21 protein-coding genes are annotated in these 26,826 nt (G+C 64.7%); 13 read left to right on the forward strand and 8 right to left on the reverse strand.

All coding sequences use genetic code 11. From position 1 onward, the window contains the following. The first annotated feature begins 5 nt into the window (after positions 1–5). Positions 6–1,448, forward strand: a complete 1,443-nt coding sequence (locus C7411_RS05115; RefSeq protein ID WP_110383805.1) for an aldehyde dehydrogenase family protein — start codon at positions 6–8, stop codon at positions 1,446–1,448. Between the two features lie 43 nt (positions 1,449–1,491). Here C7411_RS05115 and C7411_RS05120 read toward each other — a convergent pair whose 3' ends face one another. Continuing rightward, entirely contained in the window at positions 1,492–2,187 is a 696-nt protein-coding gene (locus C7411_RS05120) for a phosphatase PAP2 family protein (protein ID WP_110383804.1), read from the reverse strand. 665 nt (positions 2,188–2,852) lie between these two features. Then, positions 2,853–3,149, reverse strand: a complete 297-nt coding sequence (locus tag C7411_RS05130) for a hypothetical protein (protein ID WP_110383803.1) — start codon at positions 3,147–3,149, stop codon at positions 2,853–2,855. Between the two features lie 279 nt (positions 3,150–3,428). Between C7411_RS05130 and C7411_RS05135 the strand changes: the two genes are divergently transcribed. Further along, positions 3,429–5,369: an enterotoxin gene (locus tag C7411_RS05135; RefSeq protein ID WP_110383802.1), complete on the forward strand. Its 1,941-nt coding sequence runs from the start codon at positions 3,429–3,431 to the stop codon at positions 5,367–5,369. Here the strand turns inward: C7411_RS05135 and C7411_RS05140 are convergent. After that, complete coding sequence (locus tag C7411_RS05140) at positions 5,366–7,195, reverse strand: beta-galactosidase (protein ID WP_110383801.1); 1,830 nt, start codon at positions 7,193–7,195, stop codon at positions 5,366–5,368. The genes C7411_RS05135 and C7411_RS05140 overlap by 4 nt on opposite strands. 156 nt (positions 7,196–7,351) lie before the next feature. On the opposite strand from C7411_RS05140, the gene C7411_RS05145 reads away from it, so the two are divergent. Both C7411_RS05145 and C7411_RS05150 read left to right on the forward strand, forming a co-directional pair. Continuing rightward, a complete protein-coding gene (locus C7411_RS05145; protein ID WP_110383800.1) occupies positions 7,352–7,870 on the forward strand; it encodes a DUF308 domain-containing protein in 519 nt (172 codons plus the stop codon). 126 nt (positions 7,871–7,996) lie between these two features. Beyond that, positions 7,997–8,377, forward strand: a complete 381-nt coding sequence (locus C7411_RS05150; RefSeq protein WP_110383799.1) for an SHOCT domain-containing protein — start codon at positions 7,997–7,999, stop codon at positions 8,375–8,377. 88 nt (positions 8,378–8,465) lie between these two features. Here C7411_RS05150 and C7411_RS05155 read toward each other — a convergent pair whose 3' ends face one another. Continuing rightward, positions 8,466–8,792 (reverse strand): RcnB family protein, encoded by a 327-nt coding sequence (locus C7411_RS05155; protein WP_110383798.1) that lies wholly within the window; start codon positions 8,790–8,792, stop codon positions 8,466–8,468. 460 nt (positions 8,793–9,252) lie between these two features. Between C7411_RS05155 and C7411_RS05160 the strand changes: the two genes are divergently transcribed. The 3 genes from C7411_RS05160 to C7411_RS05170 are packed head-to-tail and all read left to right on the forward strand — an operon-like array spanning position 9,253 to position 15,085. Beyond that, positions 9,253–10,416, forward strand: coding sequence for an efflux RND transporter periplasmic adaptor subunit (locus tag C7411_RS05160; protein ID WP_243413051.1), 1,164 nt, complete (start codon positions 9,253–9,255; stop codon positions 10,414–10,416). 12 nt (positions 10,417–10,428) lie between these two features. Next, positions 10,429–13,617: a multidrug efflux RND transporter permease subunit gene (locus C7411_RS05165; protein WP_110383796.1), complete on the forward strand. Its 3,189-nt coding sequence runs from the start codon at positions 10,429–10,431 to the stop codon at positions 13,615–13,617. Continuing rightward, a complete protein-coding gene (locus C7411_RS05170) occupies positions 13,610–15,085 on the forward strand; it encodes an efflux transporter outer membrane subunit (RefSeq protein ID WP_110383923.1) in 1,476 nt (491 codons plus the stop codon). Before C7411_RS05165 ends, C7411_RS05170 begins: the two co-directional genes overlap by 8 nt. A gap of 134 nt (positions 15,086–15,219) precedes the next feature. Here the strand turns inward: C7411_RS05170 and C7411_RS05175 are convergent, their stop codons facing one another. The 4 genes from C7411_RS05175 to C7411_RS05190 all read right to left on the reverse strand — a co-directional run bounded on the left by C7411_RS05175 (position 15,220) and on the right by C7411_RS05190 (position 19,504). Next, positions 15,220–15,954 (reverse strand): metallophosphoesterase family protein, encoded by a 735-nt coding sequence (locus C7411_RS05175; RefSeq protein ID WP_110383795.1) that lies wholly within the window; start codon positions 15,952–15,954, stop codon positions 15,220–15,222. A gap of 193 nt (positions 15,955–16,147) precedes the next feature. Next, positions 16,148–16,462: a high-potential iron-sulfur protein gene (locus C7411_RS05180; RefSeq protein ID WP_110383794.1), complete on the reverse strand. Its 315-nt coding sequence runs from the start codon at positions 16,460–16,462 to the stop codon at positions 16,148–16,150. A gap of 19 nt (positions 16,463–16,481) precedes the next feature. Then, positions 16,482–17,684 (reverse strand): c-type cytochrome, encoded by a 1,203-nt coding sequence (locus C7411_RS05185; protein WP_110383793.1) that lies wholly within the window; start codon positions 17,682–17,684, stop codon positions 16,482–16,484. A 92-nt stretch (positions 17,685–17,776) separates the two neighbouring features. Continuing rightward, on the reverse strand, positions 17,777–19,504 hold the full coding sequence (locus C7411_RS05190; protein WP_110383792.1) for a methanol/ethanol family PQQ-dependent dehydrogenase: 1,728 nt from the start codon (positions 19,502–19,504) through the stop codon (positions 17,777–17,779). Positions 19,505–19,947: 443 nt separating this feature from the next. Here C7411_RS05190 and C7411_RS05195 point away from each other — a divergent pair, with 443 nt between their 5' ends. The 6 genes from C7411_RS05195 (at position 19,948) to pqqD (ending at position 26,826) form a co-directional block, all read left to right on the forward strand. Further along, positions 19,948–22,266, forward strand: a complete 2,319-nt coding sequence (locus C7411_RS05195; RefSeq protein WP_243413052.1) for a TonB-dependent receptor — start codon at positions 19,948–19,950, stop codon at positions 22,264–22,266. A gap of 276 nt (positions 22,267–22,542) precedes the next feature. Next, positions 22,543–24,531 carry a sigma-54-dependent Fis family transcriptional regulator gene (locus C7411_RS05200; RefSeq protein WP_110383790.1) on the forward strand — a complete coding sequence of 663 codons (1,989 nt, stop codon included), beginning with the start codon at positions 22,543–22,545 and terminating at the stop codon, positions 24,529–24,531. A gap of 226 nt (positions 24,532–24,757) precedes the next feature. Beyond that, a complete protein-coding gene (pqqA, locus tag C7411_RS05205) occupies positions 24,758–24,832 on the forward strand; it encodes a pyrroloquinoline quinone precursor peptide PqqA (protein WP_006410019.1) in 75 nt (24 codons plus the stop codon). Positions 24,833–24,896: 64 nt separating this feature from the next. Beyond that, positions 24,897–25,820, forward strand: a complete 924-nt coding sequence (gene pqqB, locus C7411_RS05210) for a pyrroloquinoline quinone biosynthesis protein PqqB (RefSeq protein WP_110383789.1) — start codon at positions 24,897–24,899, stop codon at positions 25,818–25,820. 2 nt (positions 25,821–25,822) lie between these two features. Then, the gene (gene pqqC, locus C7411_RS05215; protein ID WP_110383922.1) at positions 25,823–26,542 is read left to right on the forward strand and encodes a pyrroloquinoline-quinone synthase PqqC; all 720 of its coding nucleotides are present in this window, start codon (positions 25,823–25,825) and stop codon (positions 26,540–26,542) included. After that, entirely contained in the window at positions 26,539–26,826 is a 288-nt protein-coding gene (gene pqqD / locus C7411_RS05220; RefSeq protein WP_110383788.1) for a pyrroloquinoline quinone biosynthesis peptide chaperone PqqD, read from the forward strand. Before pqqC ends, pqqD begins: the two co-directional genes overlap by 4 nt.

Raw genomic sequence — 26,826 nt, forward strand, 5'->3', positions numbered from 1 at the left:
GCGACATGAACCAGTTCGACAACTACATCGGCGGCCAGTGGGTGCGCGGCGCCACGGCATCAGCCAACATCAATCCCTCCAATCTCGACGATGTGATCGGCGAATTCGCGCAGGCGGACGAAGCGCAGACGCGCGACGCCATCGCCGCCGCGCGCAAGGCGTTTGCGCAGTGGTCGCTCTCCACGCCGCAGCAACGCTTCGATTTGCTCGACCAGGCGGGCAGCGTCATTCTCGCGCGCAAGGCCGAATTGGGCCGCCTGCTCGCACGCGAGGAGGGCAAGACGCTGCCCGAGGCCATCGGCGAAGTAGGCCGCGCCGCGCAGATCTTCAAGTTCTTTGCCGGCGAGGCGCTGCGCCTGGGCGGCGAGATCGTGCCTTCGGTGCGGCCCGGCATGACCGTCGAGGTGACGCGCGAGCCGATCGGCGTGATCGGGCTCATTACGCCCTGGAACTTTCCGATCGCCATTCCCGCCTGGAAGATCGCGCCCGCGCTGGCCTATGGCAACACGGTCGTCATCAAGCCCGCCGACCTCGTGCCGGCCAGCACGTGGGAACTCGTGAAGATCATCGCGGAAGCGGGCGCGCCGGCCGGCGTCATCAACCTCGTGATGGGGCGCGGCTCGGTGGTGGGCGAGGCGATCGTCAGCTCTGCCGATGTCGATGCTGTCAGTTTCACGGGCTCGGTCGCGACCGGTCGAGCGATCGGCGCGAAGTGCTTTGCAACGGGCAAGAAATTCCAGCTGGAAATGGGCGGCAAGAACCCCATGGTCGTGCTCGACGACGCCAATCTCGACGTCGCCGTGGAAGCCTGCATCAACGGCGCATTCTTCTCGACGGGGCAGCGCTGCACGGCGTCGAGCCGCCTCATCGTGACCGAAGGCATTTACGACCGTTTCATCGAAGCGATGAAGGCCCGCATGAAAGCGCTGAAGACGGGCGACGCGCTGGCGGACGGCACGCATATCGGGCCGGTGGTGGACGACAAGCAGCTTCAGCAGGACGAACGTTACATTGCGATTGCGCGTGAAGAGGGCGGCGAGGTGTACGGCGGCGAGCGCGTGGAAGGCGCCACGCGCGGCTACTTCCTCGCCCCGGCGCTGATCACCGGTACGACTGCGCAAATGCGCATCAACCGGGAAGAAGTGTTCGGTCCGGTCGCCTCGGTCATCAAGGTGAAGGACTACCACGAGGCGCTCGCCGTGGCGAACGACACGGAGTTCGGCTTGTCGGCCGGCATCTGCACGACGTCGCTCAGTCATGCCAACCATTTCCGCCGCCACGTGCAGGCCGGCATGGTCATGGTGAACACCGCAACGGCGGGCGTGGACTATCACGTTCCGTTCGGCGGCCGCAAGGGTTCGAGCTACGGCCCGCGCGAGCAAGGCAGCTATGCCCGCGAGTTCTACACCACGGTCAAGACGGCGTACGTCAATCCGGGCGCAGTGTGAAGCCGCGCGGGCGGTGTACGGAATACGCCGCCCGCACCGGTTTTCAGGCCATCCCGTGCACCACGGAGTGAGCGAGCCTCAGCAGATCGTCGAATTGCGTGACCAGTTCGAAACACACGAGAAATGTCAATGCGGCAGCCGCCCCGGGAAAGCGCACCATCAGGCGCAGAGCGGGCTCGGCGGTCCGTTTCCTGACTGTATCGCGCGTCATCAACCAGGTAATCACCACGCCGATTGCGCCGCCTGCGATCAAATCCGTGGGGTAGTGATAGCCCAGATAGGCACGCGGCAAGCAGATGACCAGTACCACATATAACATCACCAGCGTGCCGACCACACGCCAAACCAGCAAGATCCCCATTGCGATCGCCACCCACAACATGGCGTGATCGCTCGGAAACGAGCTGAAGTCCGTTAGCCCGGCCGCCCGCAGCGACGACGAGGCGAAATGCAGATGCAGGTCGGGATTGAAGAGCGGCCGTTGCCGGAACGGCAGGCAGCGCGCGAGGAGGCGTCCCACTGCGAGCGCGACAAGGCCGCTGGCCACCGTGGCGATCATCATCTCGCGCCGCCATTCGCGCCGCGCGTTCGGCTGGAACCAGATCCACCAGATGAGCGGGATGAGGAAATAACCCTTGAACGTATAGAGTCCGACCATCACCCGGATCGCGTGATTGAGCAGTGGCGGCAGATCGATTTGGGTGAGGGCTCCCAGAATGACGGTGTCGAAGCTGTTCATTTATTGTGGGCCATGCCGCTGACTTGACTTATGAATGAGAAAGGCGGCCGGAAACGGAGGTCTCCAGCCGCCTTGGGCCCCGATGTTCCGGGCGCCAGCCATCGTAGGGTTCAAATCAGCGCGCATAGGTAAGGAATCGAAAGCAAGTGTAAATAGCGCTTGCTCCTGCCCTCGATGCGCCGCAACAGCAGACGTCGGCCATCGCGGTGCGCCTGCCGGCTTGCTGTTACGCCCCGTCACACATCGTTTCGTTTCCAGACGAACTGTGCCGTATAACGTGTCCGTTATCGGGCACGACCCCATATCATTTCGGGCGATTTGGCCGTTGCGTCGCCTGGGCGGGCAGCAGGGAGCGGCCTCTCGCATCGCAGCGCGCACGACGGCCACGGCCTGCTGTGCGTCGCCGCACAGCCGGGCGTCGACACGCGGGGGAACGAGTTCGGCGAGATCGTGGAAGTGGCGGTTGAAGTTGGCCGCTGAAGTTGGCCGCTGAAGTTCGCCGCGGTGCCGCTTTCAAAACGGCCGGGCAGGCGTCGATAACTTTGGAGGCTGGCCGAGCAGGACTACTGTCGCGGTCAAGGGGGCGTGGGACTGGCGCATGCGGGGAGACGGCAGGCCCGCACACGATGTTGCGTGCGCAACGATATGGGTGGCGGGCGCACCGGTCAATCGTCGTCGCGATGGTGATGTTCCCAGCCGCGATGACGGCCGTGGTCGTGCCAGTGGTGTTCGTCTTCGTCGCGATCGTAGCGGTAGTAGCCGTAAGCGGGGGCCGCTTCGTAGACCGCAGCGGGCGGCGCTGCATAAACGACGGGCGGCGGCGCCTCGTACACCGGTTCGGGCGCGGCATAGACCGGACCGGGAACGCCGAGATAGACACCGATATCGGCATGGGCGGATGCCGCTGTGCTGACACACGTCCCTGCGAGTCCTGCGAGGAGATAAAACGTCAGGCGATTCATGGTGATCCCTATTCCAGTCAACGGACGCGGTTGCAATGGAAGCGGATTCTAGACGCTGGGCTTACGAACGGGATGCGCAGATTTGTCAATCGTGTAACCGCTGGTAAAGCCGCGCGAAAATTGGTGGCCTTAAGGTTCCCATAAGGAAAGGGCGCGCCCCGGAATTGCCGTTCGTCCGGCCGTTTTGGGGCCATTACGCGTTTGAGCCGTTGCCGTTACCCTATAGAGGCCGCTCGCGCCCGAGACAGGTTGCCCATGCATGCCGACGATCGAACTTCCATGCAAGCCTGCATGCCCGAATTCCGGACAAGGGGCGATGTCTGCTCGTTCGGGAACGATGCCGTCGCATTGCGCTGGACACTCGAGGGCGACCACCTCATGCACTTCGCGCTGGTCGATTGCACCGGGGCATGCGAGCTGCCCCTCGTCGCGCCGTTCGCGCTCACGTTCGCGGACGGCACCACACTCGGCGCGGCCGGCATGCGCGTGCTCGCACCGGCACGGGAAGACGCGCTCGCCGCCGACCCCTACGCATGGCGATTGGCCGAGCGCGTCGCGGGCCGGCGCGCGAGCGTCATGCTGGGCGACGCCCAGGGACGCCTGGCGATTCAATGGAGCGTGGAGCAGCGCGACGGCGCAAGATATCTGCGCATGACGCTGAACGTGACGGCCCTGCGCCAGGCCGAAGCGATTACCGTCGTTTCATTGCTGCAGGCGCGCGCGGTCGGCGCGCAGACCTGCAGCGAACGCAAGGGCACGCCGGTCGTTGCGGGCACCTTCTATCTGGGCTTCGAGTTGCCGCTTGCAACCCGCCACGTGGAAACGGATAGCGTCGGTTTTACGCTGCAACGCGCGCTGCCGCTGGAAAAGAATCGGACGCTGACGTACTCCGCCGTGGCGGGCGTGGCTCGCGACGGTCAGTTGCGGCGCGATTTCGCCACCTGTCTCGAGCAGGAGCGCGCCCGCCCATATCGTCCGTTTCTGCACTACAACAGCTGGTGGGATATCGGGTACCTCACGCCTTATGCGCAGGACCAGGCGCTGGAGCGCATCGAAACGATCGGCCGCGAATTGCATACCGCGCGCGGCGTGCAGATCGATTCGTTTCTTTTCGACGATGGCTGGGACGACCTTGGCGGCGGCTGGCATTTCAGCCAGGCGTTTCCTCATGGCTTCGTACCGCTGCGCGACGCGGCGGCACGCTATGGCGGCGCGCCCGGTGTCTGGCTGTCTCCCTGGGGCGGCTATTGCGCGCCGAAGCATGAGCGCGTAATGCGCGGCCGCGCCGCGGGCTATGAAGTCATCGACGATGGCTTCGCGTTATCGGGGCCGCGCTATTACGAGCGCTTTCGCGAAGTCGTGATGAGCCTGCTCGCGAGCGACGGCGTGAATCAGTTCAAATTCGACGGGACAGGCAACGCGGACCGTGTATTTCCAGGCAGCCTTTTCGATAGCGATTGGGACGCGGCGATCCAGCTGATCGGCGACATTCGCGCGGCGAAGCCGGAAACCTTCATCAATCTCTCGACCGGCACGCATCCCTCGCCGTTCTGGCTGCGCTACGTCGACGCGATCTGGCGCGGCGGCAGCGACGACGGTCAGGCGGGCAGCGGCACGAGCCGCGAGCGCTGGATCACCTATCGCGACGCGCAGACGTACCGCAACGTCGTGCTGCGCAGCCCGCTCTTTCCGCTCAATTCGCTGATGCTGCACGGCATCGTGCTGGCGCAGTGCAATCCACGGCTCAATGCGCCGGCAGGCGATGCGTTCGCGCACGAAGTGCGGTCCTTCTTCGCGAGCGGTACGCAGTTGCAGGAGTTGTACATCACGCCTTCGCTGCTGGGCGAGGAGCACTGGAACGTGCTCGCGCAAGCGGCCCGATGGGCGCGCGCGAACGGTGACGTATTGCGCGACAGCCACTGGATCGGCGGCGCGCCCGACGAAGCAGCCATCTACGGCTGGGCCGCGTGGGCGCCGCACAAGGCGATCGTGACGCTGCGCAATCCGCACGATCGGGCCCAGCGCTTTGCACTGGCGTTGCGATATCAACTGGAACTGCCGGATGGGGCCGCGGGACGATTCCGTGCGCTGAGTCTCTGGCATGCAGGCACCCCCGGCATTCCCGCCATACTGAACGCGGACGTACCGTGTGAAATCGAGCTCGCGCCATTCGAAGTGCTCACGCTGGAACTGCTGCCGACCGATGTCAACAGGCCCTAATACAACGAATTCGCCAGTGGCACCGGCTTCGTTTCGGTCTGGTGCAGGTCGAAGATCAGCACCTCGTTCTCTCCCGGCGTGAGCCACGGCGCGGGGCAGTACAAGCGCGTTTGCGGGCCGATACTCCAGTAGCGCCCCAGATTGTGCCCATTGACCCAGACCACGCCCTTCGTCCAGCTGCCCATATCGAGCCACGTATCGCCGATTTCATCCAGAACCAGGCGCGCCCTGAAAAAGAGCCCGGGTTTCAGCGGATTCGTGCAGCGTTCCTGCAACCCGGCGACGTACGCCTCATCCATCGGCAGCGAAAAAACTTCCCATTCCTCGAGCAATGAAACGGACCCATCGCGGTATTGCACGTTCACGGGATCCAGCAATCCTTTGCGGTCGACGATCGCCGGTCCGAAGTTGACGCGCCCCATGGCCTCTACCAGGATTTCCAGCGTACCCGGCGCACCGGCCATGGTGGCGGGCAAGGCGAGCGGCGCGCGATGTGTCACGCGTAACCGCTGTGCATAGTCGTGCGGAATGCGCGCGCGGGAGACGCCGCCCGCGTAGCGCTCGCCGACAAAAACCGCCGCATAGTCGTGAACGCCGCCGATATCGAGCGCACCAACCGGTTGCGCAAGCAACGTTTTCCGATACAGCATGAAGCCGAAACTCTGGCCGTAGTGCTCGAACGGCAGCGGATCGACGCTCGACTCGCGCGGCAGGGGCGCGGGGAGGTTGTCCCAGATCGAGGCGAAGCGGGCCGGCGCCAGGGTGCGCCCCGCGACTGTGGGGATGGCGTCGGGAATATCCGGCAATGGCTCGGCCAGATAGCGGGCGATGATGTCGCGATACCTCATGTATTTCGCCGTGGCCGCCCCGTGCTCGTTAATCGGCGCACCATAGTCGTAACTCGTGATATCGGGTTGATAGTTGCCCGACTCGTCCACATTTGCGCCGGCATAAAAACCAAAGCTCGTGCCGCCGTGAATGACATAGAGGTTGAACGACAATTGCGACCGCATGAATGCCGTCAAGATGGCGGAAAGATCGCAATTGAGTCCGGCGAATTCCGGCTCGCCCCAATGCGTCAGCCAGCCCGGATAGACCTCGCCCGCCATCGCAGGCACGGCAGGAAACGCGCGCCGCACCGCTGCGATTTGCGCCGCGTTGCCGTTGCTCAGCGCGACGGCGCCACCCGTCACCGTAGTGCGATTGCGTTCGAGTTGCGCGAGACCATCCTCGGTGTAGAAAGGCCCGGCTATGCCGCCCCGTAGCCAAAGCTGCCTGAGTTCTTCGAGGTAAGCGGGATTGCTTGCGTACGAACCGAATTCATTTTCTATCTGGATCATCAGGATCGGGCCGCCTGCATCGATCATCAACGGCTTGACGCGCGCAGCGAGTTCGCCGATATAGCGGGCAACCGCGGCCATGTAACGGGCATCGGTGGCGGAGTCGGTGCGCAGCTGAATGTCCGGTTCGCCCAGCAGGTAAGCGGGGAGGCCCCCCAGGTCCCACTCGGCGCAAACGTAGGGGCCAGGACGCAGCAGCACCCAAAGCGCTTCTTGCTGACACAGGCGGATGAAGGCTGCGATATTGCGGTTGCCGCTTTCGAAGTCGAACACGCCTTTGCGTGTCTCGTGGTAGTTCCACATGATGTACAACGCGATGCAGTTCATGCCCATCGCTTTGGCCATGCGAATGCGATGCAGCCAGTACTCGCGCGGAATGCGCGCGGGATGCATTTCGCCGCTGCGAATCTGCAAGGGCTCGCCGTCGAGCAGGAAGTGCTCGCCGTTCGGGCTGAACGAGAAGGTATGGCTGCGTTCGAGATTCATGGTGCAATCGCGCCCTTGTATTTGCACACTCACGCACTATACTTCCACGGCTGATAGTAGAACGCTTAATTTCGCTCAAGCCTGTAATTCGGCAAGAATACGCGCAAGTCAGATATGCCGAGCTATGTAACCGTATTGACGCAGTTACATTCGAATATGAAAAAGCGTGCTATTTTTCCGATTGCCAGTTCAACGCTTCTCGTCGCGGCGGGAATTTTCTGCATCGTCCTGTCGCTCTCGACAAGGTCCCTGATTGGAACGCTTTTCATCGCAAGGATGCTGCTGTTCTGCGGCTTCGTGCATGCCTTGAATCTCTTCACGACGAAAGACTGGAAACTCGCAATCAGGCGCATTCCGCCAGTCATCGTGCCCATACTCATCGGCATTCTCATTCTGGTCAATGACAGCGCCCGGGCGCGCGGGCTGACCGTGATGCTGATGATCTTCTTCGTACTCGACGGCTTCTTCAAGATCATTGCGTCGGTCGGGCAGGACGTGAAGATCAACAATATCGGCATTGTCAGCGCAGCGCTGTCTTTCCTGCTCGCCATTTTTCTGGCCGCCAATTTCCCGAGCGTGCCGTTGCCCTTGCTCGGATTGTTCCTCGGGCTGGATCTCATTTCCATGGCCGTAGTGCCGTTTGGCGGCCGGGAGCGCAGGCGCGATCTGACCTGACGAAAGCGCGGTCGGCGGCCGCGTCGCGGCCGTGCATGACGTTTCGCGCGCATACGGTGTCGCCATCGATGCCCGTATCAGTGTGCGGTAGCCGTTTTACACACGCAAAACCGACGGAGGCGATTCATGATCTTCGCAAATGGCTTTACGTTTTCGAACTTTATTATCGATGCGTTTTCGATATTCATGTTCATTCTGTGGTTCTGGCTGTTCATCACGATCACGAGCGACTTGTTCCGTCGAACCGACATATCGGGCTTCCTGAAGATCGTCTGGGTGATCTTTCTGATTGTTTTGCCCTATATCGGCATATTTGCCTATGTCCTCACGCAGGGCAGAGACATGGCGCATCGCAACCAGGAACGGGCGCAGAAGGCGCGCGAAGAACTGCGCCACATCGTGGGCTACAGTGTCGCGGACGAAATCGAGAAGCTCGACAAGCTGAAAACGACAGGCTCGATTACCGACGACGAGTACAAGCGTCTGCGCGCGCGGCTCGTCGAATGAGAGGGGCGGCAGGCATGGCAACCGTCCATGCCTGAGCCATGCTGCAACCGCGCGGGCTACGGCAGCGCAGCCCGCCGCGTCATTCCGGTCATTCAGTACCCGAAACGATCTTCGAGATCCTCCAGTTGCTTCTCGTCACCAGCACGTAGTCGCCATTCACGCCAAGCCATTGCTGGCCGCGCTTCGGTGCGTCCAGGTTATGCGATTTCCAGTCGTTCATCACAAAGTTGTAGTGCCGGTACTTCGAGGGAACCTGTTGGCCCTCGTGCCAGTCGCGATGTGGCATGGTCGGCATGACCTGCTGGCGACCTGTCCCCTGGCTTTGATCTCCACCGGATGTGTCTTGCGCCATGGCGGCCGAGGAGACACCGACGAGGAGCGCAGCGATGACTGAGAGGACGAGTTGGCTTTTCATGATTCGATCTCCGGTGGCAAGAAGATGATTGACGTCGCCATGACCTATGGCTTCTTCGGTTATAGGACATCCCGAAAGCCGTGATATCCAACTGTGCGAACGTGCCCTTAAAAGCGTATGGGAAAAGGCAGGAAAACGAACGAATCGGGCGGTGTGAATAAGGGTGGAAGCGTCTATCCATAGTAGTAAACGGAATTCCGACTTCAAGAAATTTACGAGTGGTTGATTTTGTGGCGTTTTTTCGTAATTCCCGTGAATGCGTGAAAGCGCTGTTTGTTAGATAACGATCGAGGCGTTATGCGCATTTCGTGCATTTTGCGCGCTTCTGCACTGGCGGACTGCGCACATCGGGGGCCGTAATTCGCAGTTTGAGTGAACATTGCAATGATCCGGTCGCGTACTGCGCAATGAGCCGTTCGGGGCGCGCCTGTACCGCCTCTATTTCCCGGTGGAGCCTCGCGTGCCAAACTGCGAACCCAGACGCTGCAGACCGTGGCTGATCGGCATTGCGGCAATGCTGCTGCTGGCGGCCTTCGGATGCCGCGACCGGCAAGCCCGGAGCGGCGCAGCGCCACCGCCGCCGAGCGTGCTCGTCGAAACGGTTGCGGCGCAATCCATTCCCCGCGTGATCGAACTGCCGGGGCGTATCGAAGCGATCCGCTCGGCCGAGGTGCGCGCCCGCGTGGACGGGATCGTCGAGCGGCGGCTCTTCGAGGAGGGCACCGACGTGCGCGCCGGCGCGCCGCTCTTTCTCATCGATTCGCGCGACTACGAGGCAGCGCTGCAGCAGGCCCAGGCGGCGCTCAACCGGGCCCGGGCCGTGCAGGGCAATGCGGCCTCCGAGGTTACGCGCTTCAAGCCCCTGGTGGCGCGCCAGGTCGTGAGCGCCCAGGAATTCGAGGCCGCCACGGCCGCACTGCAGCAGGCCGACGCGAACGTTGCGGACGCGCGCGCCGCGGTGACGCTGGCGCAGCTTCGCCTCGATCGATGCACGGTTCGCGCGCCGATAGCGGGCCGTGTGGGGCGCGCGCTCGTCACCGAAGGTGCGCTGGTCAGTGCGGCCGGCGCGACCTTGCTCACGCAGGTCAACCAGCTAACGCCTGTGAACGCCGTTTTTACGCAGTCGAATATTTCATTGCTGGAAGTACGCAAACAGATCGCGTCCGGCGCGCTCGCGGCGCCGGCCGCGGACCGCGCGCAAGTGTGGCTCACACTCGCGAACGGCGACGACTATAGCGAGCCGGGCGTGCTCGACTTCACCGATCTCGTCGTCGATCCTTCCACCGGGACGCAGGTGCTGCGCGCGCGCTTCAACAATGCGTCGCGCATCCTGTTGCCGGGGCAGTTCGTGCGCGGGCGCATCGTGATCGGCACGATACCGAACGGCCTCGTCGTCCCCGCGCGCGCGGTGCAGTTCGACAGCAACGGCGCGAGCCTCTCGCTCGTTGCCGATGACGGCACCGTCGTGCGGCGCAATGTCGTGCTCGGCCCGCAGGAAGCGGGGCAATGGGTCGTGAAGGATGGGCTGGAGCCGGGTGAGCGCGTCATCGTCGACGGCTGGCAAAGGGTGCAGCCGGGGCAGCGCGTGGACGCCCATCCCTTTGCCGCGCCGGGCCGCTCCTGAGCGGTGCGCCTCATGAACCGGTTCTTCGTCTACCGCCCCGTCTTCGCGTGGGTCGTTGCGCTCTTCGTCACGCTCTTTGGCGCCCTCGCGCTCATGCTGCTGCCGGTCGAGCAGTACCCCGACGTCGCGCCGCCCTCGCTCTCGATATCGGCGGTCTACAGCGGCGCCGATGCGAACACGCTGGACCGCACGGTCACGTCGATCATCGAAGACGAGATGAACGGGGTCGATAATTTCCTCTACATGTCGTCGCAGAGCCGCTCGAACGGCACGGCGCAAATCACGCTCACGCTCAGGCCCGGCACCAATCTCGACGTCGCGCTCTCGCAGGTCCAGGACCGCCTGAGCCGCGTCGAGCCTCGCCTGCCGCTGGAGGTGAGGCAGGTTGGCGTGAGCGTCACGAAAGCGTCGTCGGGCTTTCTGATGCTCGTTGCGCTGCAATCCGCCGATGGTTCGATCCCGGCCGTCGAACTGGGCAACTTTGCCGCCAATAACATCGTCAACGAATTGCGCCGCATTCCCGGCGTCGGCGACGCACAGCTGTTCGGTTCGTCGTATGCCATGCGGATATGGATCGACCCGGAAAAACTCAGCAGCTTCGGTCTTTCGGCTAACGAAGTGATGACGGCCATCCAGGAGCAGAACAGCCAGACTGCGGGCGGCAGCCTCGGCGACCAGCCCATTGCGCCGGGCGCCGAACTCAATGCGCAGATCGTCATGCGCGGCCGTTTTTCGACGCCCGAGCAGTTCCGCGAGGTGATCGTGCGCTCGAACCCGGATGGCTCTACGGTGCGTGTGGGCGATGTCGCGCGCGTGGAACTGGGCAACGACAGCTATGGCTTTCGCTTTCGCGTGAACGGCAGGGAGTCCGCCGGGATCGCCATCCAGCTTGCGAGCGGCGCGAACGCGCTGGCCGTGGCGAACGCCGTCCGGCAGCGTCTCGCGCAATTGCAGCCGACGTTCCCGAAGGGCGTGGCATGGGTCGTGCCGTTCGATACGACGCCGTTCATCACGACCTCGCTGAGCGGCGTGCTGCGCACGATGGTCGAGGCGTTGCTGCTCGTCACGGTCATCGTGTTCCTCTTCCTGCAGCAATGGCGCGCGACGCTCATTCCCACTCTGGTCGTCCCGATCGCGCTGATCGGCACGTGCGTGGGGATTTATTTGTTCGGACTCTCCATCAATCTGCTTTCGTTGTTCGCCATGGTCGTGGCGATCGGTATTCTCAACGACGACGCGATTGTGGTCGTGGAAAGCGTCGAGCGCGTGATCCAGGAAGAGGGCTTGAGTTCGCGGCGGGCGACCGTCAAGGCCGTCGGGCAGATTGCGGGCGCCGCCATTGCGAGCACGCTCGTGCTCATTGCGGTGTTCGTCCCCATGGCGTTCTTTCCGGGCTCGACGGGCGCGATCTATCGCCAGTTCTCGGTCACGCTCACCGTCTCGATCTTTCTCTCGACCTTGCTCGCGCTGACGCTGGGCGTGGCCATGTCGGCAACGCTGCTGGGCAGGAGGACGAAGTCCGGTGACGGCACAGGCAAGGCCGCCGCCACGCACTGGCCGGCCCGCGTGCAGCAGCGCGTGTTCGATGCGTTCAACCGTGGCATGCAAACCGCCACCGAGCGCTACGTGCTGGCCGTGCAGGCCATGCTGCGCAAGCCGGTGCGTTGGCTCCTCGTATTCGTCGTGGTGTGCGCGGCGACCGGGTTTCTCTTCACCCAGTTGCCGCGCGGCTTTATTCCGGGCGAGGACCAGGGGCATATTTTCGTCGCGTATACGGCGGCGCCCGGCGCGACGGCGCAGCGCACGCAACAGGTCGTCGACCAGGTCGAGGCGTTTCTCAGGCAGCAGCCGCAGGTGCGCAATATCGCCTCCGTCACGGGATTCAGCTTCTTCGGCCAGGGGCAGTCGGCGGCGATGTCGTTCGTCGACCTGAAGCCGTGGGCCGAGCGGCCGGGCGCGGCCAATTCGGCGGGGGCGCTGGTTGGGCGCGCGAACGCGGCGTTCCGCAATATTCCTCAAGCGCTCGTCTTCGCGCTCGATCCGCCGGCCATTCCCGCGCTCGGCAATGCGAGCGGCTTTACGATGAAGATACTCGACCGCAGCGGCGTGGGCGGCGCCGCGCTGCAGCAGGCGAGCGCGCGCATGCTGGCGGAGGCGGCGCGCAGCCCCTTGCTGGTAGGCGTGCGTCCCGACGGTTTGCCGCCCGCGCCGCAGCTCTATGTCGATATCGACCGCGTGAAGGCACGTGCGCTGGGGCTGCAGATCGGCCAGGTGAACAGCGCGCTCGCGCTCGCATTCGGCTCGAACTACGTGAACGATTTCGTCTACGAGGGGAATGTGCTGCGCGTGCTGATGCAAGCCGACGCCGACCAGCGCATGCGGCCCGAGGATATCGGCGCGCTGCGGCTGCGCAACAACGTGGGCGAGATGGTGCCGTTCTCGGCGTTCACGAGCGTGCACTGGAGCGCGGGGCCGCAGCAGGTCGAACGCTACAACGGCTTTCCTTCGGCCACGATCTCGGGGCAGGCGGCGCCGGGCCGTTCGAGCGGCGCGGCGCTCGCCGAGATGGAGCGCATCGCGGACCACGTTCTTTCCGGCAGCCTGACCTACGAGTGGACCGGCACGGCGTTCGAGGAACAGCAGGCGGCCGGGCAGATCGGTGCGCTGCTGCTGCTTTCCTTCGTCGTGGTGTTTCTGCTGCTTGCCGCGCTCTACGAGAGCTGGGCGATTCCCATTGCCGTGCTGCTCATCATTCCGCTGGGCGTGCTGGGCGCGGTGCTCTTTACCATGGCACGGCGTTTTTCCGCCGACATCTACTTCAATATCGGCCTCGTGACCATCATCGGCCTCGCGGCGAAAAACGCCATTCTGATCGTGGAATTCGCGATCAAGGAGGAGGCCTCGGGCAGCGATACGGTGAGCGCGGCCGTGAACGGCGCGCGCCAGCGCTTGCGGCCGATTCTGATGACGAGCGTGACCTTCGTGCTCGGCATGTTGCCGCTCGTGCTCGCCACGGGTGCGGGCGCGGCGGGCAGGCAGGCGGTGGGCACGGGCATCATGGGCAGCATGCTCACGGCCACGCTGTTCGGCGTCTTCTTTACGCCGGTGTTCTACGTGGTGGCGCGCCGATGGCTGAGCCGCAAACGCACGCACGACGATGACGAAGAAAACGCGCGGCCCGCGGGAGCGCACGATGCTTAAGCCTGCCAGGCGGTGGGCGATCGTCGCGTGCCTGACGCTCGCGTCGTGCAATTTTGCGCCGCGCTACCAGCAGCCGGAGTTGCCGATTGCGCAAAGCTACGAGAGCGCGGATATTGCCGTGCCGGGCGGCGAGCGTCTCGCTTCGGAGCTGACGTGGGAGGCGTTCTTTCGCGATCCGGCGCTCAAGCAGTTGATCGCCATGGCGCTGGCGCGCAACCGCGATCTGGCGGCATCGGTTGCGCGCATCGAGCAGGCTCAGGCGCTCTATCGCGTGCAGCGCACTGCGCAGTTTCCACAAGTGGCTGCGGGCGCGGACGCAACCCGCACCAAAACGCCGCTCAACTCCATCGAGCCCGAGCTGCCCAACAACAACACGTCGATTCACTTCAACCAGTACAGCGTGCAGGTGGCCGTCACGTCGTTCGAACTCGACTTCTGGGGGCGCGTGGCCAACCTGAGCGAGTCGGCGCGGCGCAACTATCTGGCGACGCTGGAGGCCAACGAAGCATTTCGTCTCTCGCTCATCAGCAATGTGGCGGCGACTTATTACGCCATCCTCTCGGGCAACGAGGGCATCGCCCTCGCGCAGCACACGCTGCAAACGCGCCAGTATGCGCTGGAGGTCGCGCGGCTGCGCCTCGAAGCGGGTGCGACCTCGCTCATGGACTATGAGCAGGCGCGCATTCTCGTCACGCAGGCACAGACGCAGCTTGCCGATCTGCAAAGAACGACGGGCCAGCAGCGCGATCAGTTGGTTGTCCTGATAGGCGGCCCGTTGCCGGACGCCGCGGACATGACCCAGCGCCACGTGCTGGCCGACGCCGACCAGTTCGGCCCGCTCGACGCGGGCCTGCCTTCCTCGCTGCTCGCGCTGCGCCCCGACATTCGCGCAGCCGAGCAGTCGTTGCGGGCCGCCGACGCCGATATCGGCGCTGCGCGTGCCGATTATTTTCCGCGCATTTCGCTCACGGGCAATTTCGGCTACGTGTCTCCCGAGCTGAGCGACCTGTTCGTGCCCGGCAAGCAGGCGTGGCTCATATCCGGCTTCGTCACACTGCCGATCTTCGATGCGGGGCGCCGCAGCGCGCAAGTGCGCCTGTCCGAAGCGCGTCAAACCGAACTCGTGGCGAACTACCAGAAAACCGTGCAGGTGGCGTTCCGCGAAGTTTCCGACGCGCTGATCGCGCGCCAGCGCCTGCAGGAGCAAATCTCGGCACAGGAGCGCGCGGTGGCGTCCGAGTCGCGCCTCGCCGAGGCGGCGGAACTGCGCTACGAGAACGGCATTTCCATCTACCTGGAAGTGGTCGATGCGAAGCGCAGCCTGTTCGCGGCACAACAGCAACTGATCCAGCTGCGCGCGGCGGCGCTGCAAAACGGTGCGTCGCTTTATGTCGCGCTGGGAGGCGGGCAGGACGCGCCCCGCGCCGGGCACGTGGGCGAGGCGTCTGGCAGCGTCGCCAACCCATAGCCCGGCGAGCGCACGATCGGGACGCCCAATGGCGGGGCGGCGGTGGTGGCGTGCTGGCTCAAGGCGCTGCAGCCGCATATCGGCGCGGGGTGAGGTGCGGTAGCGGCGAAACGCGAAGCCATCGGCAAAAACGATCAGCAATATCCGGTGCGAAGCGCCGCTGCCCAGTCGGGCCGGCCGTTGGCGGCAGCACGTTCGGCAGCCGCGTGCCAGTCGTACTCCACGGCGCGAAACTCCACCTTCCAGCCGCGCGGGGTGCGGGTGACGCTCGCGTAGCGTGCGTGCGGCGTGCCCGTTTCCATGCGATGCGCAAACGGATGCGTGTCCTCGTACGCGGGCAGGCCGACACTGCCTGGGTTCACGACGAGGCGGCCGTCGGCGAGCTGCATCGAGCGCGCGAGATGCGTGTGGCCGCACAGGATCAATGCCGCCTCGACTTCGGCCGCGCGGCGTCTGACCTCGCCATGCGTAGCCGTTCGGCATCCGCTTGCCGTGACGGTTTCGAGGAAATAGGAGAGGTCGTCCTGCGGCGTGCCGTGCACGAGCAGCACGTCGCTTTCGAGCCAGAGCGTGGCAGGCAAGGCGCCGACCCATGCCAGCTGTGCTTCGCTCAGCGCGCCGCGCGCAAAACGGTCCGATGGCCCCATGCGGGCGCAATCCGCGCCGAGCAGCTGTCTTTCGTGGTTGCCGCGAATCGTAGGCAACCCAAGCTGCATCAACCGGTCTGCCGTTTGCGACGGATAAAGCGGGCCGGAGAGGATGTCGCCGAGATTGACGATCACGTCCGCGCCTTGCCGCCCGATATCGTCGAGCACCGCTTCGAGCGCGGGCAGATTGCCGTGAATGTCGGAAAGCGCCGCGATTTTCATGGTGCGAACGGAGGCTGGCCGCGAAAGTCGTGAATTGGCCGATTCTGGACGATTCGCCACCCGGTGTCCATGGGCAATCGTTTGTATTTGCAGATGGCATGGATCCATCAAGCCGGCTCATTGCGCTATGAGCGCGCGGCGGACCGGGACGGGACCGCCGGGCTCGGTGCGTGCCGCGCGCTCAGGTGTGTCCTCAGGCACGCTGCGCGTAGACGTTGCACCAGCCATCGGCGGCAACGCTCTTGCCTGGAAACATCGGGCACGCGCCCGAGGTGTCGGCCGCCGCGCCGGCATAGAAGCGGCAAGTCGCGCAGCGCTGACCCGCTGCGTACTTCGGAAACTTGCCTGCGTCGACGCTGCTGGCTTTGGCGCGATAGCCGAGCGTCTTCGCGGTGGCGTCGTTCTCGTCGACGAGGGCAGGCCCGGCGAGTGCGCGCCCGGCCGTGGCGAGCGCGGCGCAAAGGCCGGCGGTGTGAAGGATGAAGGTTCTGCGATTGCGGGAGATCATGCTGGTTTCCTGGGTTGTGTTAGTGGCGCGGTCCGGCGTTCAGCGGCGTGGTCGACGATTGCGCGGCATCGGAAGTGAGCTTCGCGTTGCCCGCGTCATAGCCGTTCGTGTAGAGCAGGAAGGCCATCAGATCGGCGTACTCCTGATCGGTCATCTTGCCCGGGCGGTCGGCCGGCATGTTGGTCGACATGTACTGGTAGATGCCGCCGATGGTCAGATGCGAATTCGCAGCCGGGGCGAAGGCCGGTCCGCTCAGCGCCGGCGCGGTGATGCCTTCGAGCTGCGCGCCATGGCATTTTGCGCAGGATTCCGAATAAAGATGCTGGCCGTGCTCGACCTGTTCGTGATCGAATGCGGGGGCGTTGCCGCCAGCCGTTGTGGAGACCTTGATGAAGGAGCCTCGGCCGTCCATGGCTGTGCGCCGATATGAAGGCTTCGTGCTTTCGAGCAAGGCGTTCGCGGCGCTTTCCGGCAGCGTCCAGCCGCGCGTGAGCGCGGCGAGACGGCCGTCGTCGTTCATGCGCGCAAGGGCGTTGTCGATGCGCATTTGCAGCGCACGCATGCCAGACCCCGAAGCGAACACGAGATGCCAGTCGGCATACGGCGAAGCCGTCGCCGCGACCGCGAATCGATGCTGCGGATGCGCGCGCTGATAAGCCACGACGGCCGGATACCAGACGATCGCGCGCTGCGCGCGCCCTTTCGCGACCGCGTCGACGGTCAGCGCGGAGGTGTTCTCCAGGTCGAAGCGCGCGTTCTTTTGCTGCACGGCGATGAGTTGCGACGGACTGGACCAGGTCGCCGCGACCGTTTCCTTGCCGTCGGCAGCGGTTGCGGCGGCGCGCGGGTGGCGCAGCGTGACGCTGACGTAGCCCGAGCGCAGGTAGCCTTGCGAGAAAATCATCTGCGAGCCCGATGCGTCGGCGACGCTCGAGCGCGGGAAGCCTGCAACGAGGTCGCAGTCGCGGCCCAGCGAACTGGCGAGTTCGTGCGCCGAGATGCCGTCGTCGCCGCCATCGTCGTCGATGCCGTGGGTGACGAACGTTGCGGCCACGCCGGCGGTTTTCAGCACGGCGCGCGCGACGGCCTGGTCGAGCGCGGCCGTGGGGCTGCCCGGCAGCGTGCAAACACGCACGGCGTTCGCCGCAGCATGAGCGCTGGTATGCGCGCCGCCTGCCGCGAACGCGGCGGCCATGGCGAGCCAGGTGATCCGGATGTTCATGATCGTGTGTTCCAGTGAAGTCGGGGCCGCACACAAGCGCGGGTGGCTTGCGCTGCGTGCGGCGGAAGACGGGAGCGTCGTTCGGCCCGGGTTCAGCCCCGGTCCAGTGCGAACACGTACAGCGTGCCGCCGCGCGGGACATCCTTTGCCACATCGGCCATCGGGCCGCCCCAGATCGGATTCGCGCCGCCGTAGCCCGCAAGCACGGCAACGTACTCCTTGCCGTCGACTTCGAACACGGAAGGCTGCGCGACGATGCCGCTCGCGAGTTGCGGACTTTCCCAGAGCACCTTGCCGGTGGCGACGTCGAACGCATAGAGATGGCCGTCGAGCGAGCCGCTGAACGCGAGACCGCTGGCCGTGGTCGCCACGCCGCCGTTCCAGGGCATCTTGCTCCAGTGGCCCCAGAGCTTCTTGCCGGTATTCACGTCGATGGCCTGCAGTTCGCCGTAGCCTTCGCTGCCCGGTTCAGGCTTGATTTCGAAGCCTTCGCCGAGATAGGGCAGGCCTTCCATATAGCTCACCGACTTGCCCGAGAGGCTCATGCACGCGTGCAGCGACGGCACCACGGCGATGTGCCGCTCCGGATCGTAGGACACCGACCACCAGTTCTTGCCGCCCAGGAAGCTCGGGCAAGTATCGATCGTCGTACCGGCCTTCGGGTATTTCGACGGGTCCTGAACCGGCTTGCCGTCGTCCGTGTAGCCCGTCACCGAGGTCGCCTTGACGAATGGCTCCGCGTAGATCAGCTTGCCTGTTTGCCGGTCGATGGCGTGGAAGAAGCCGTTGCGGTCGGCATGAATGATGGCGTCGTAATCCTTGCCCTTGTACTGGATGTTCGCGAGGATCGGCGTGTTGACGCCGTCATAGTCCCACGTGTCGTTGCTCGTGTACTGGTAATGCCATTTGAGCTTGCCGTTCTTCGGGTCGAGTGCGAGCAGCGAATCGGAGTACAGATTATCGCCAGGACGCAGCGCGGCGAGCCACGGGCCGGGGTTGCCCACGCCCCAGTACAGCGTGCGGCTTGCGGCGTCGTAGGTGCCGGTGAGCCACGCGGCGCCGCCGCCGTGCGCCTGCATGCCGTCGGGCCAGGTTTCCGCGCCTTTTTCGCCTGAGTCCGGAATGGTGTAGCGCTTCCACACGATCGCGCCGTCGTCGGGGTTCAACGCGGCGATGTAGCCGCGAATGCCGTACTCGCCGCCCGAGGTGCCGACGACGATCGAGCCGTCGAGCGCGAGCGGCGCGAGCGAGAACGCGTAGCCGAGGCCCGGCTCGAACATCTGCTTCTTCCAGACCAGGTTGCCGGTCTTCGCGTCGAGCGCGGCGATCTCGCCGCTCAGCATGGCGATATAGACGTTCTTGCCATACAGTGCCACGCCGCGGTTCACCACGTCGCAGCACGCGGTCTTGAACGACTCCGCGCCGAGCTTCGGCTCGTATTTCCAGCGCTGCGCGCCAGTCTTTGCATCGAAGGCGTAGACGTTGTCTTTCGGCGTGCTGACGAAAAGGTAGTCGCCGTTGACGATGGGCGTCGCCTCGAAGCCCTGCTTCAGCTCGGCGGGAAACTGATAGCTCCACGCCTGTTTCAACTCGCCGACGTTCGACGCGTCGATCTGCTTGAGCGGCGAATGCGATTGGCCGCTGTAGCTCCGATAGTACGTGAGCCAGCCCGGGTCGCTTTGCGCGCGGGTCAGGCGGTCATAGGTCACGGGCGGATAGTCCGAGGCGGCATCCACGGGGCCCGCGTTCAAGGACATCGCCGCTGCGATGGCCATTGCGCAGGTCGCAAGCCGGCTTGCCGCAGCCGAGCGTCTCTTCATCTTCGTCTCCTGAATATTGTCGATGCACGGCCGGGAAGCGGTCAGGCTGGATGCGCGGGGATGGGGCCGGTCCGGGTGCGCTGCCGTTCTCGCAAGTCGTATGCCATTCGCCGCGAAGCGTTGCGCCACGGGCGTTGCAGCCCGTTGACCGGCCTCCCGGCGAGGTGCCCCGCGTGTGGTCGATGTGTTGCATTCCGGTACAGCCCGCGGTGAAAAGTGTTGGCGAACGTGACAGTGGGCCGGTCGCGCAACGAGGCGCTGCACGGTATCGCGCATACCGAGGCACGCGCGGAGGCACGCGCGCCACGGCAAAGGACGCCGCCATATACGCTGGCACGTTCCTGGCTAGATCACGGCAAAGAGGAGACGGTTGTGTGCGCATCGGTCGACGCCCGACACTACGGCGTCGAGCTACGCGAGCGCATAAAAAATGGAGACGAAAGTTGATTCCAGAGAAGGCGGCGGGCGCGAGCCGGGGCAGCGCGAGGCGCGCGTATGCGACGCTTGTCGCAAGCCTCGCACTCGGCGCGCTGTGCGCCGGCGCATCCACACTGGCCGTCGCACAGGCGCAAAGCGCGGCGGACAAGAACGCGCCGGGCCCGATCGTGCTGCCCGCCGTCGTGGTGGTCGGCACGACGCCGCTGCTCGGCATCGGCACGCCGCTCGCGAAGGTGCCGGCCAACGTGCAGACAGTGAATGCGCAGGACATCGCGACACAGCACCGCGAAACGCTGACCGACTTTTTCGCCGCAAACCTGCCGGGTGTGAGCGTGACCGACGCCCAGGGCAATCCTTTCCAGATGAACCTCGACTATCGCGGCTTCACGGCTTCGCCGGTGCTTGGCACCCCTCAGGGATTGTCGGTGTTCGTCGACGGCGTGCGCGTGAACGAGCCGTTTGGCGACGTCGTGAACTGGGACCTGATACCGGCCGGAGCGATCGACAAGATCCAGCTCATTCCGGGCTCGAATCCTGTCTACGGCCTCAACACGCTGGGCGGCGCCATCGCGATCACGACGAAGAACGGCCGCACGAGCCCCGGCGGCGACATCGATCTCTCGGGCGGCTCATGGGGGCGCAAGAGCGCGCAGTTCGAGCAGGGCGGCACGTTCGGGCCGCATGTCGACTACTACGCGAACGCGAACATCACGAACGACAACGGCTGGGCCGACCACAACGCGAGCCGCGTGCGCCAGGCATTCGGCAAGCTGCGCTATACCGACGACGACACGACGCTCTCGATATCGGGCGGCGGCGCGGACAACCAGCTGTACGGCAGCCAGACCATACCGCGCTCGTTTCTGGACGACCCGAAACAGGCCTACACGTTTCCGGACCTGAATCGCAACAGCGTGGGCTACCTCACGCTTTCGGGAGATCATTTCTTCAACGACAACGTGGAGCTGAGCGGCAACGCCTACTATCGCCATCTGCGCAACGAGAACATGAGCAGCAACAACAACACGGATTACGGCTCGGTCGACGCTGGCGGCAACGTCGACACGCTGCAGGGCACCAACGTCGATTCCATCGTGACGACGGACAGCTTCGGCGCGAGCCTGCAATTGACGCTGCTCGGCAAGCTGGGCGGCATGGGGAGCCAGCTCGTTGCGGGCGTGGCGGCGGACTTCGCGAACTCGCGCTACGTTTCGTCTTCGCAGGACGCCGCCTTCACGCCCGAGCGCGCGACAGTCGGTATCGGCGATTTCGTGCAGCAGACCGATGCGAAAACGCGCAACGCGAACTATGGCATCTACCTGAACGAAACGCTCGCGATCTCGCCGCAATGGACGCTCACGCTGTCCGGCCGCTACGACTGGGCGAGTGCGCGCATTGCGGACGAAAGCGGCATGCAGCCGCTGCTCGACGGTTATCACACGTTCTCGCGCTTCAATCCGGCCGTGGGGCTCAACTGGAATCCGCTGCCCGCCGTCACCGTGTACGCGACCTACAACGAAGGTATGCGTGCACCAACCGCAATCGAGCTGGCCTGCGCGGACCCGGCTGCGCCATGCTCGCTGCCGAACGACTTCGTGGCCGATCCGGCGCTGCAACCGGTGGTCTCGAAGACTTTCGAGGCAGGAGCGCGCGGTCGCGTCGGCGCGCAGACCACGTGGAGCGCCGCGGCGTTCAGCACCACGCTCTCCAACGACATCGAGTTCGTGAGCGCGGCGGGCAGGACGCAAGGCTATTTTCAGAATGTCGGCAAGACGCGCCGCCAGGGTGTCGAGCTGGCGGGACACACGGCGTTCGGCCCCGTAGGCCTCAGCCTGAACTACAGCTATGTGGATGCGACCTACCGCTCGACATGGACCGAACAGAGCCCCGCGAATGCTTCGGCGGATGCGCACGGCGTGATCACGGTGCGGCCGGGCGACCACGTGCCCGGCATTCCCGCGCACGCCGTCAAGCTGCGGCTCGACTACGCGGCCACGGCGCAATGGAGCATCGGCACGAACGTCACATGGCGCAGCGGCGTGTATGCGCAAGGCAACGAAAACAATCAGGATGCCAATGGAAAGATCGCGGGCTATGTGCTCGTGGATCTCGACACGCGCTATCGTGTCACGAAACGGCTGGAGGTCTACGCGAACGTGACGAACCTGTTCGACAAGCGCTATGCGAGTTTCGGCGTGCTGGGCCGGAACTTCTTCAACGGGCCCGGTCACACGTTCGACGGCGCGAATCCGGTGAACGAGCCATTCGTCGGACCGGGCGCGCCACGCGGTTTCTGGGTGGGTCTGCATTACGCCTGGGATTGAAGGAGGCCTGAGCGCACGCATCGGGGTGAGTCCGCATTCCTCCACGCGGGCCATTTGCGGTAATACACAGGTTGGCGGACCGCCGCGGCACATGTTTCGATCGACGCACGCGGCCTTGCATACGATTCGCTTACACAGCGTGTTGCGCGTCGCGTGCGCGTCCGGCGCAATCCGGCTGCCTGGAATCGGTGGCCGGATGGCCCGGAGCTTGCTAATAGAGGACACCGAGAAAGATCGAAGTGTCCGGCAAGGTACCGGCCAATCGTGGAGGAGAGCATGCGCGACGACGTTCATATGGCCGCGGGGCAAGCGGTCCAGGTATCCAATGGCTGGCCCGCACCGGCCATCCGGAAGGCGCACGAGCGCTCGGAGACCTTCGGTCTGCGCGCGACGGCGAGACCGGATTACGATGTGCTTTCGGGCGCGGGGCTCGAGCTCAAGCGCGAGCAGAACCGCGTGCTGTGCATGCATGCCACGCCGGTCATGGAGACGCTGCACGAGCAGATCGTCAACACGCAAAGCATGATCGTGCTGACCAATGCCGAAGGATTGATCCTGCATTCGATCGGCGACGACGATTTCCTCCAGCGCGCCGAAAAGGTCGCGCTGCGGCCCGGCGCCAACTGGGCGGAGGACCGCCAGGGCACCAACGCCATCGGCACCGCGCTCGCCGAGCGCTGCGCGATGGTCGTGCACGGCGACCAGCATTACCTTGCGGCGAACCGCTTCCTCACCTGTTCGAGCGTGCCGATCTTCGACCCGTACGGCGATGTGATCGGCGTGCTGGACGTGACGGGCGACCACCGCAGCTATCACCAGCACACCATGGCGCTCGCGCGCATGTCCGTGCAGATGATCGAGAATCATTTGTTTGCGACGACTTTTCAGGAGACGCTGCAGATCTCGTTTCACGGCCGCCCGGAATTCCTCGGTACGCTCATGGAAGGCATCGCCGCCTTCACGTGCGACGGACGTTTTCTCTCGGCCAACCGCAGCGCGCAATTTCAGCTCGGCCTCTCGCTCGCCGCGCTGCGCGCCCATACGCTCTCGTCGCTATTCCAGACGACGAGCGCGCAACTCATCGACCGTATGCGCGCGGGGCTGGAATCGCACCTCATGCTCAATCTGGCCAGCGGGGCAGTGGTTTGCGCGCGCGTGCAGGCGAGGCGCGCCACGCTGGCCGAAGGCGCCCGGCCCGTTGCGGTGCACGGCGCTGCGATGCAGCCGGCCGCCTGTACGATGGCGCAGCCGCCTTCCATGGGCCTGTCGCGCCTGAGCTACCTCGACACGGGCGATCCGCAGGTGGCGCTCGTGATCGCGAAGGTTCGCAAGGTGATCGGCAAGGACATTCCGGTTCTCGTGACCGGCGAAACCGGCACGGGCAAGGAACTGCTCGCGCAGGCCATTCACAACGATTCGCCGCGCCGCGACCAGCCGTTCGTGGCAGTGAATTGCGCGTCGATTCCGGAAACGCTCATTGAATCGGAGCTGTTCGGCTACGAGGAGGGCGCCTTTACCGGCGCGCGGCGCAAGGGCGCGGCGGGCAAGCTGTTGCAGGCGAACGGCGGCACGCTGTTCCTCGACGAGATCGGCGACATGCCGTATCCGCTGCAAGTGCGCCTCTTGCGTGTGCTGCAGGAGCGCATGGTCAATCCGCTCGGCTCGACGAAGACTATCCCCGTCGATATCGCGATCATCTGCGCGACGCACCGCGATCTGCGCGAGATGATCGCGCAGAACCGCTTCCGCGAGGACCTGTATTACCGGCTCAACGGCCTCGTGGTGCGTCTGCCGCCGCTGCGCGACCGCACGGATCTCGCGGTGGTGATTCAAAAGCTCTTGCATCGCGAATCGCACGGACGTGCGAACGCGCAGCCGCTCAGTGTCGCACCGGACGTGATGGCGCTGTTCGAGCGCTGCGCCTGGCCCGGCAACTTCCGGCAGCTCGGCAACCTGCTGCGCACGGCCGCGGCCATGGTCGACGACGACGGCCAGATCCGGCGCGAGCACCTGCCCGACGACTTTTTCGACGATCTGCGCTGCTGCGGCCAAACCCAGGCATTGCCTTCCGCGCATGCCCACGCGGAGCCGCTCGCGCCGGAGGACGCACGCCTCGAAGACGTGACCGCCTCGACCATCGCGGCCACGCTTGCGCGCCATGGCGGCAACGTGTCCGCCGCGGCGCGGGCGTTGGGCGTGTCGCGCAATACCATCTACCGCAAGATGCCCGCTGCCGATCCCGGCCGCGGTTCGGGCGCCGCCTGAAGCGCCATTCGCACGCGCGGCCAGGCCGCTTCCTTGCTCTTGTTCTGTCCCACGGGTGTTGCATCCTGTAGCACCCGTGTTCCGAAACGCAACACCCTTTGCCTTGCCGGCAGTACTTGCCGCATCGAGCGAGCGCCGGCCCGCACCGGCATGCCCCTTGCTTTGAAGAGACTGGCCGCACATTCGATGCGGTATGCCGCCTCAATCTCAAACAAGGAGACATGTCATGCAGTGGACCACCCCCGCTTATACCGACCTGCGTTTCGGCTTTGAAATCACGATGTATATCGCCAACCGCTGAGCACGTGCCAGTGCCGTCCGCGCGGCCATCAGGGAGCGGCGGACGGCATGCAGCGAGAACGATCATGAAGATCCGGATACTGGGTTCAGGGGCGGGCGGCGGCCTGCCGCAATGGAACTGCAACTGCGTGAATTGCCGCCGCGCGCGGCAGGCGTGCGGCGATGTGCTGCCTCGCACGCAGTCGTCGATTGCCGTGAGCGGCGACGGCGTGGACTGGGTGCTCGTCAACGCGTCGCCGGATCTGCTTGCGCAGTTGCGCTCGCATCCCGATCTGCAGCCCGCGCGCGCCACGCGCGATAGCGCGCTCGCGGCCGTCGTGCTGACCGACGCGCAGATCGACCACGTAACGGGCCTGCTGATGCTGCGCGAACGCACCTCGCCGCTGCCGCTTTATGCTTGCGCGCCGGTGCTCGACGATCTGTCGGACGGGCTGCCGCTCGTGCCGCTGCTCGGCCATTACTGCGGCGTGGAAGCCCATCCGGTTATGCCCGGCGAGCCCTTCACGATTGCCGCTTGCGCCGGCCTGCGCTTTATCGCGCTGCCCGTGCAGAGCAAGCCGCCGCCCTATTCGCCGCGCCGCGAGGCGTCCGCGCCGGGAGACAATATCGCCCTCCTGATCGAGGATGTCGCGGCGGGCACGCGCGCGTTCTATGCGCCGGGTCTCGCAACGATGAGCACCGATGTACTCGGCACCATGCGCAACGCCGACCTCGTGCTCGTCGACGGCACGTTCTGGACCACTACCGAAATGATCGACCTCGGCCTCTCGACGAAGCACGCGGCCGACATGGGGCATCTCGCGCAGCGCGGCGACGCCGGCAGGCCGGGCATGATCGACTGGCTCGACACATTGCCGCGCGGCACGCGCAAGGTGCTTACGCATATCAACAATACGAATCCGATTCTCGACCCGCATTCCGTCGAGCACGCGCAACTGCGTGCCCATGGCATCGACGTGGCCCACGACGGCATGCAGTTTCAGGTATGACGATGAACGCACCTCTCCCGTTGCCGGACACGCACGCAATACCATGGACTGCGAATGAATTCGAATCGCGTCTTCGCGGGCTCGAATCGCGCTATCACATCCACCATCCGTTTAACCGCATGCTCAACGGCGGGCGGTGTTCGCCCGCGCAGATCCGCGGGTGGGTCGCGAACCGCTTTTATTATCAGATCAACATTCCGCTCAAGGATGCAGCGATCCTTTCGAACTGCCCCGACCGCGCCACGCGCCGCCGCTGGATTCAGCGTCTCATCGACCACGACGGGCAAGGCGGGAACGAAGGCGGCATCGAAGCCTGGGTGCGGCTCGGCGAAGCCGTCGGCGTCGATCGGGACACGATGTGGTCGCAACGGCTCGTGCTGCCCGGCGTGCGCTTCGCAGTGGATGCCTACGTGAATTTCGCGCGGCGCGCGCCGTGGCAGGAGGGCGTGTGTTCGTCGCTCACCGAAATGTTCGCGCCGCAGATTCATCTGGACCGGCTCGCGGGCTGGCCTTCGCATTACCCGTGGATCGAGCCGCAAGGCCTTCAATATTTTCGCAGCCGCGTGCCGCTCGCGCAGCGCGACGTCGAACACGGGCTAGAAGTGACGCTGAGCCATTTCCGTACGCCCGCCGAACAGCAGCGCGCGGTGGAGATCCTGCAGTTCAAGCTCGATATTCTCTGGTCGATCCTCGATGCGGTCGAAAAGGCGTGGCCCATATGAACCCGATAGTGCCCGATGCTGGCAGCGGCGTGCCGCTGCGCCCGCGCTTGCGCGGCATGTACCGCTTGCAGTGGGAGGCGGCCCAGGATGCGTATGTCCTGCTCTATCCCGAAGGGATGGTGCAGCTCAATTCGAGTGCGGGCGAGATACTCGTGCGTTGTGACGGCGCGCACGAACTCGACGAGATCATTGGCGAACTGGAGCGGCTTTTCAGCACCTCCGAGCTGGCGCCCGATATCTATCGCTTTCTCGATCACGCGCGGCTGCGCGGCTGGCTCGACTGA

It is taken from the genome of Paraburkholderia silvatlantica, assembly GCF_003096715.1.
In the GTDB taxonomy this organism is placed as follows: domain Bacteria; phylum Pseudomonadota; class Gammaproteobacteria; order Burkholderiales; family Burkholderiaceae; genus Paraburkholderia; species Paraburkholderia silvatlantica.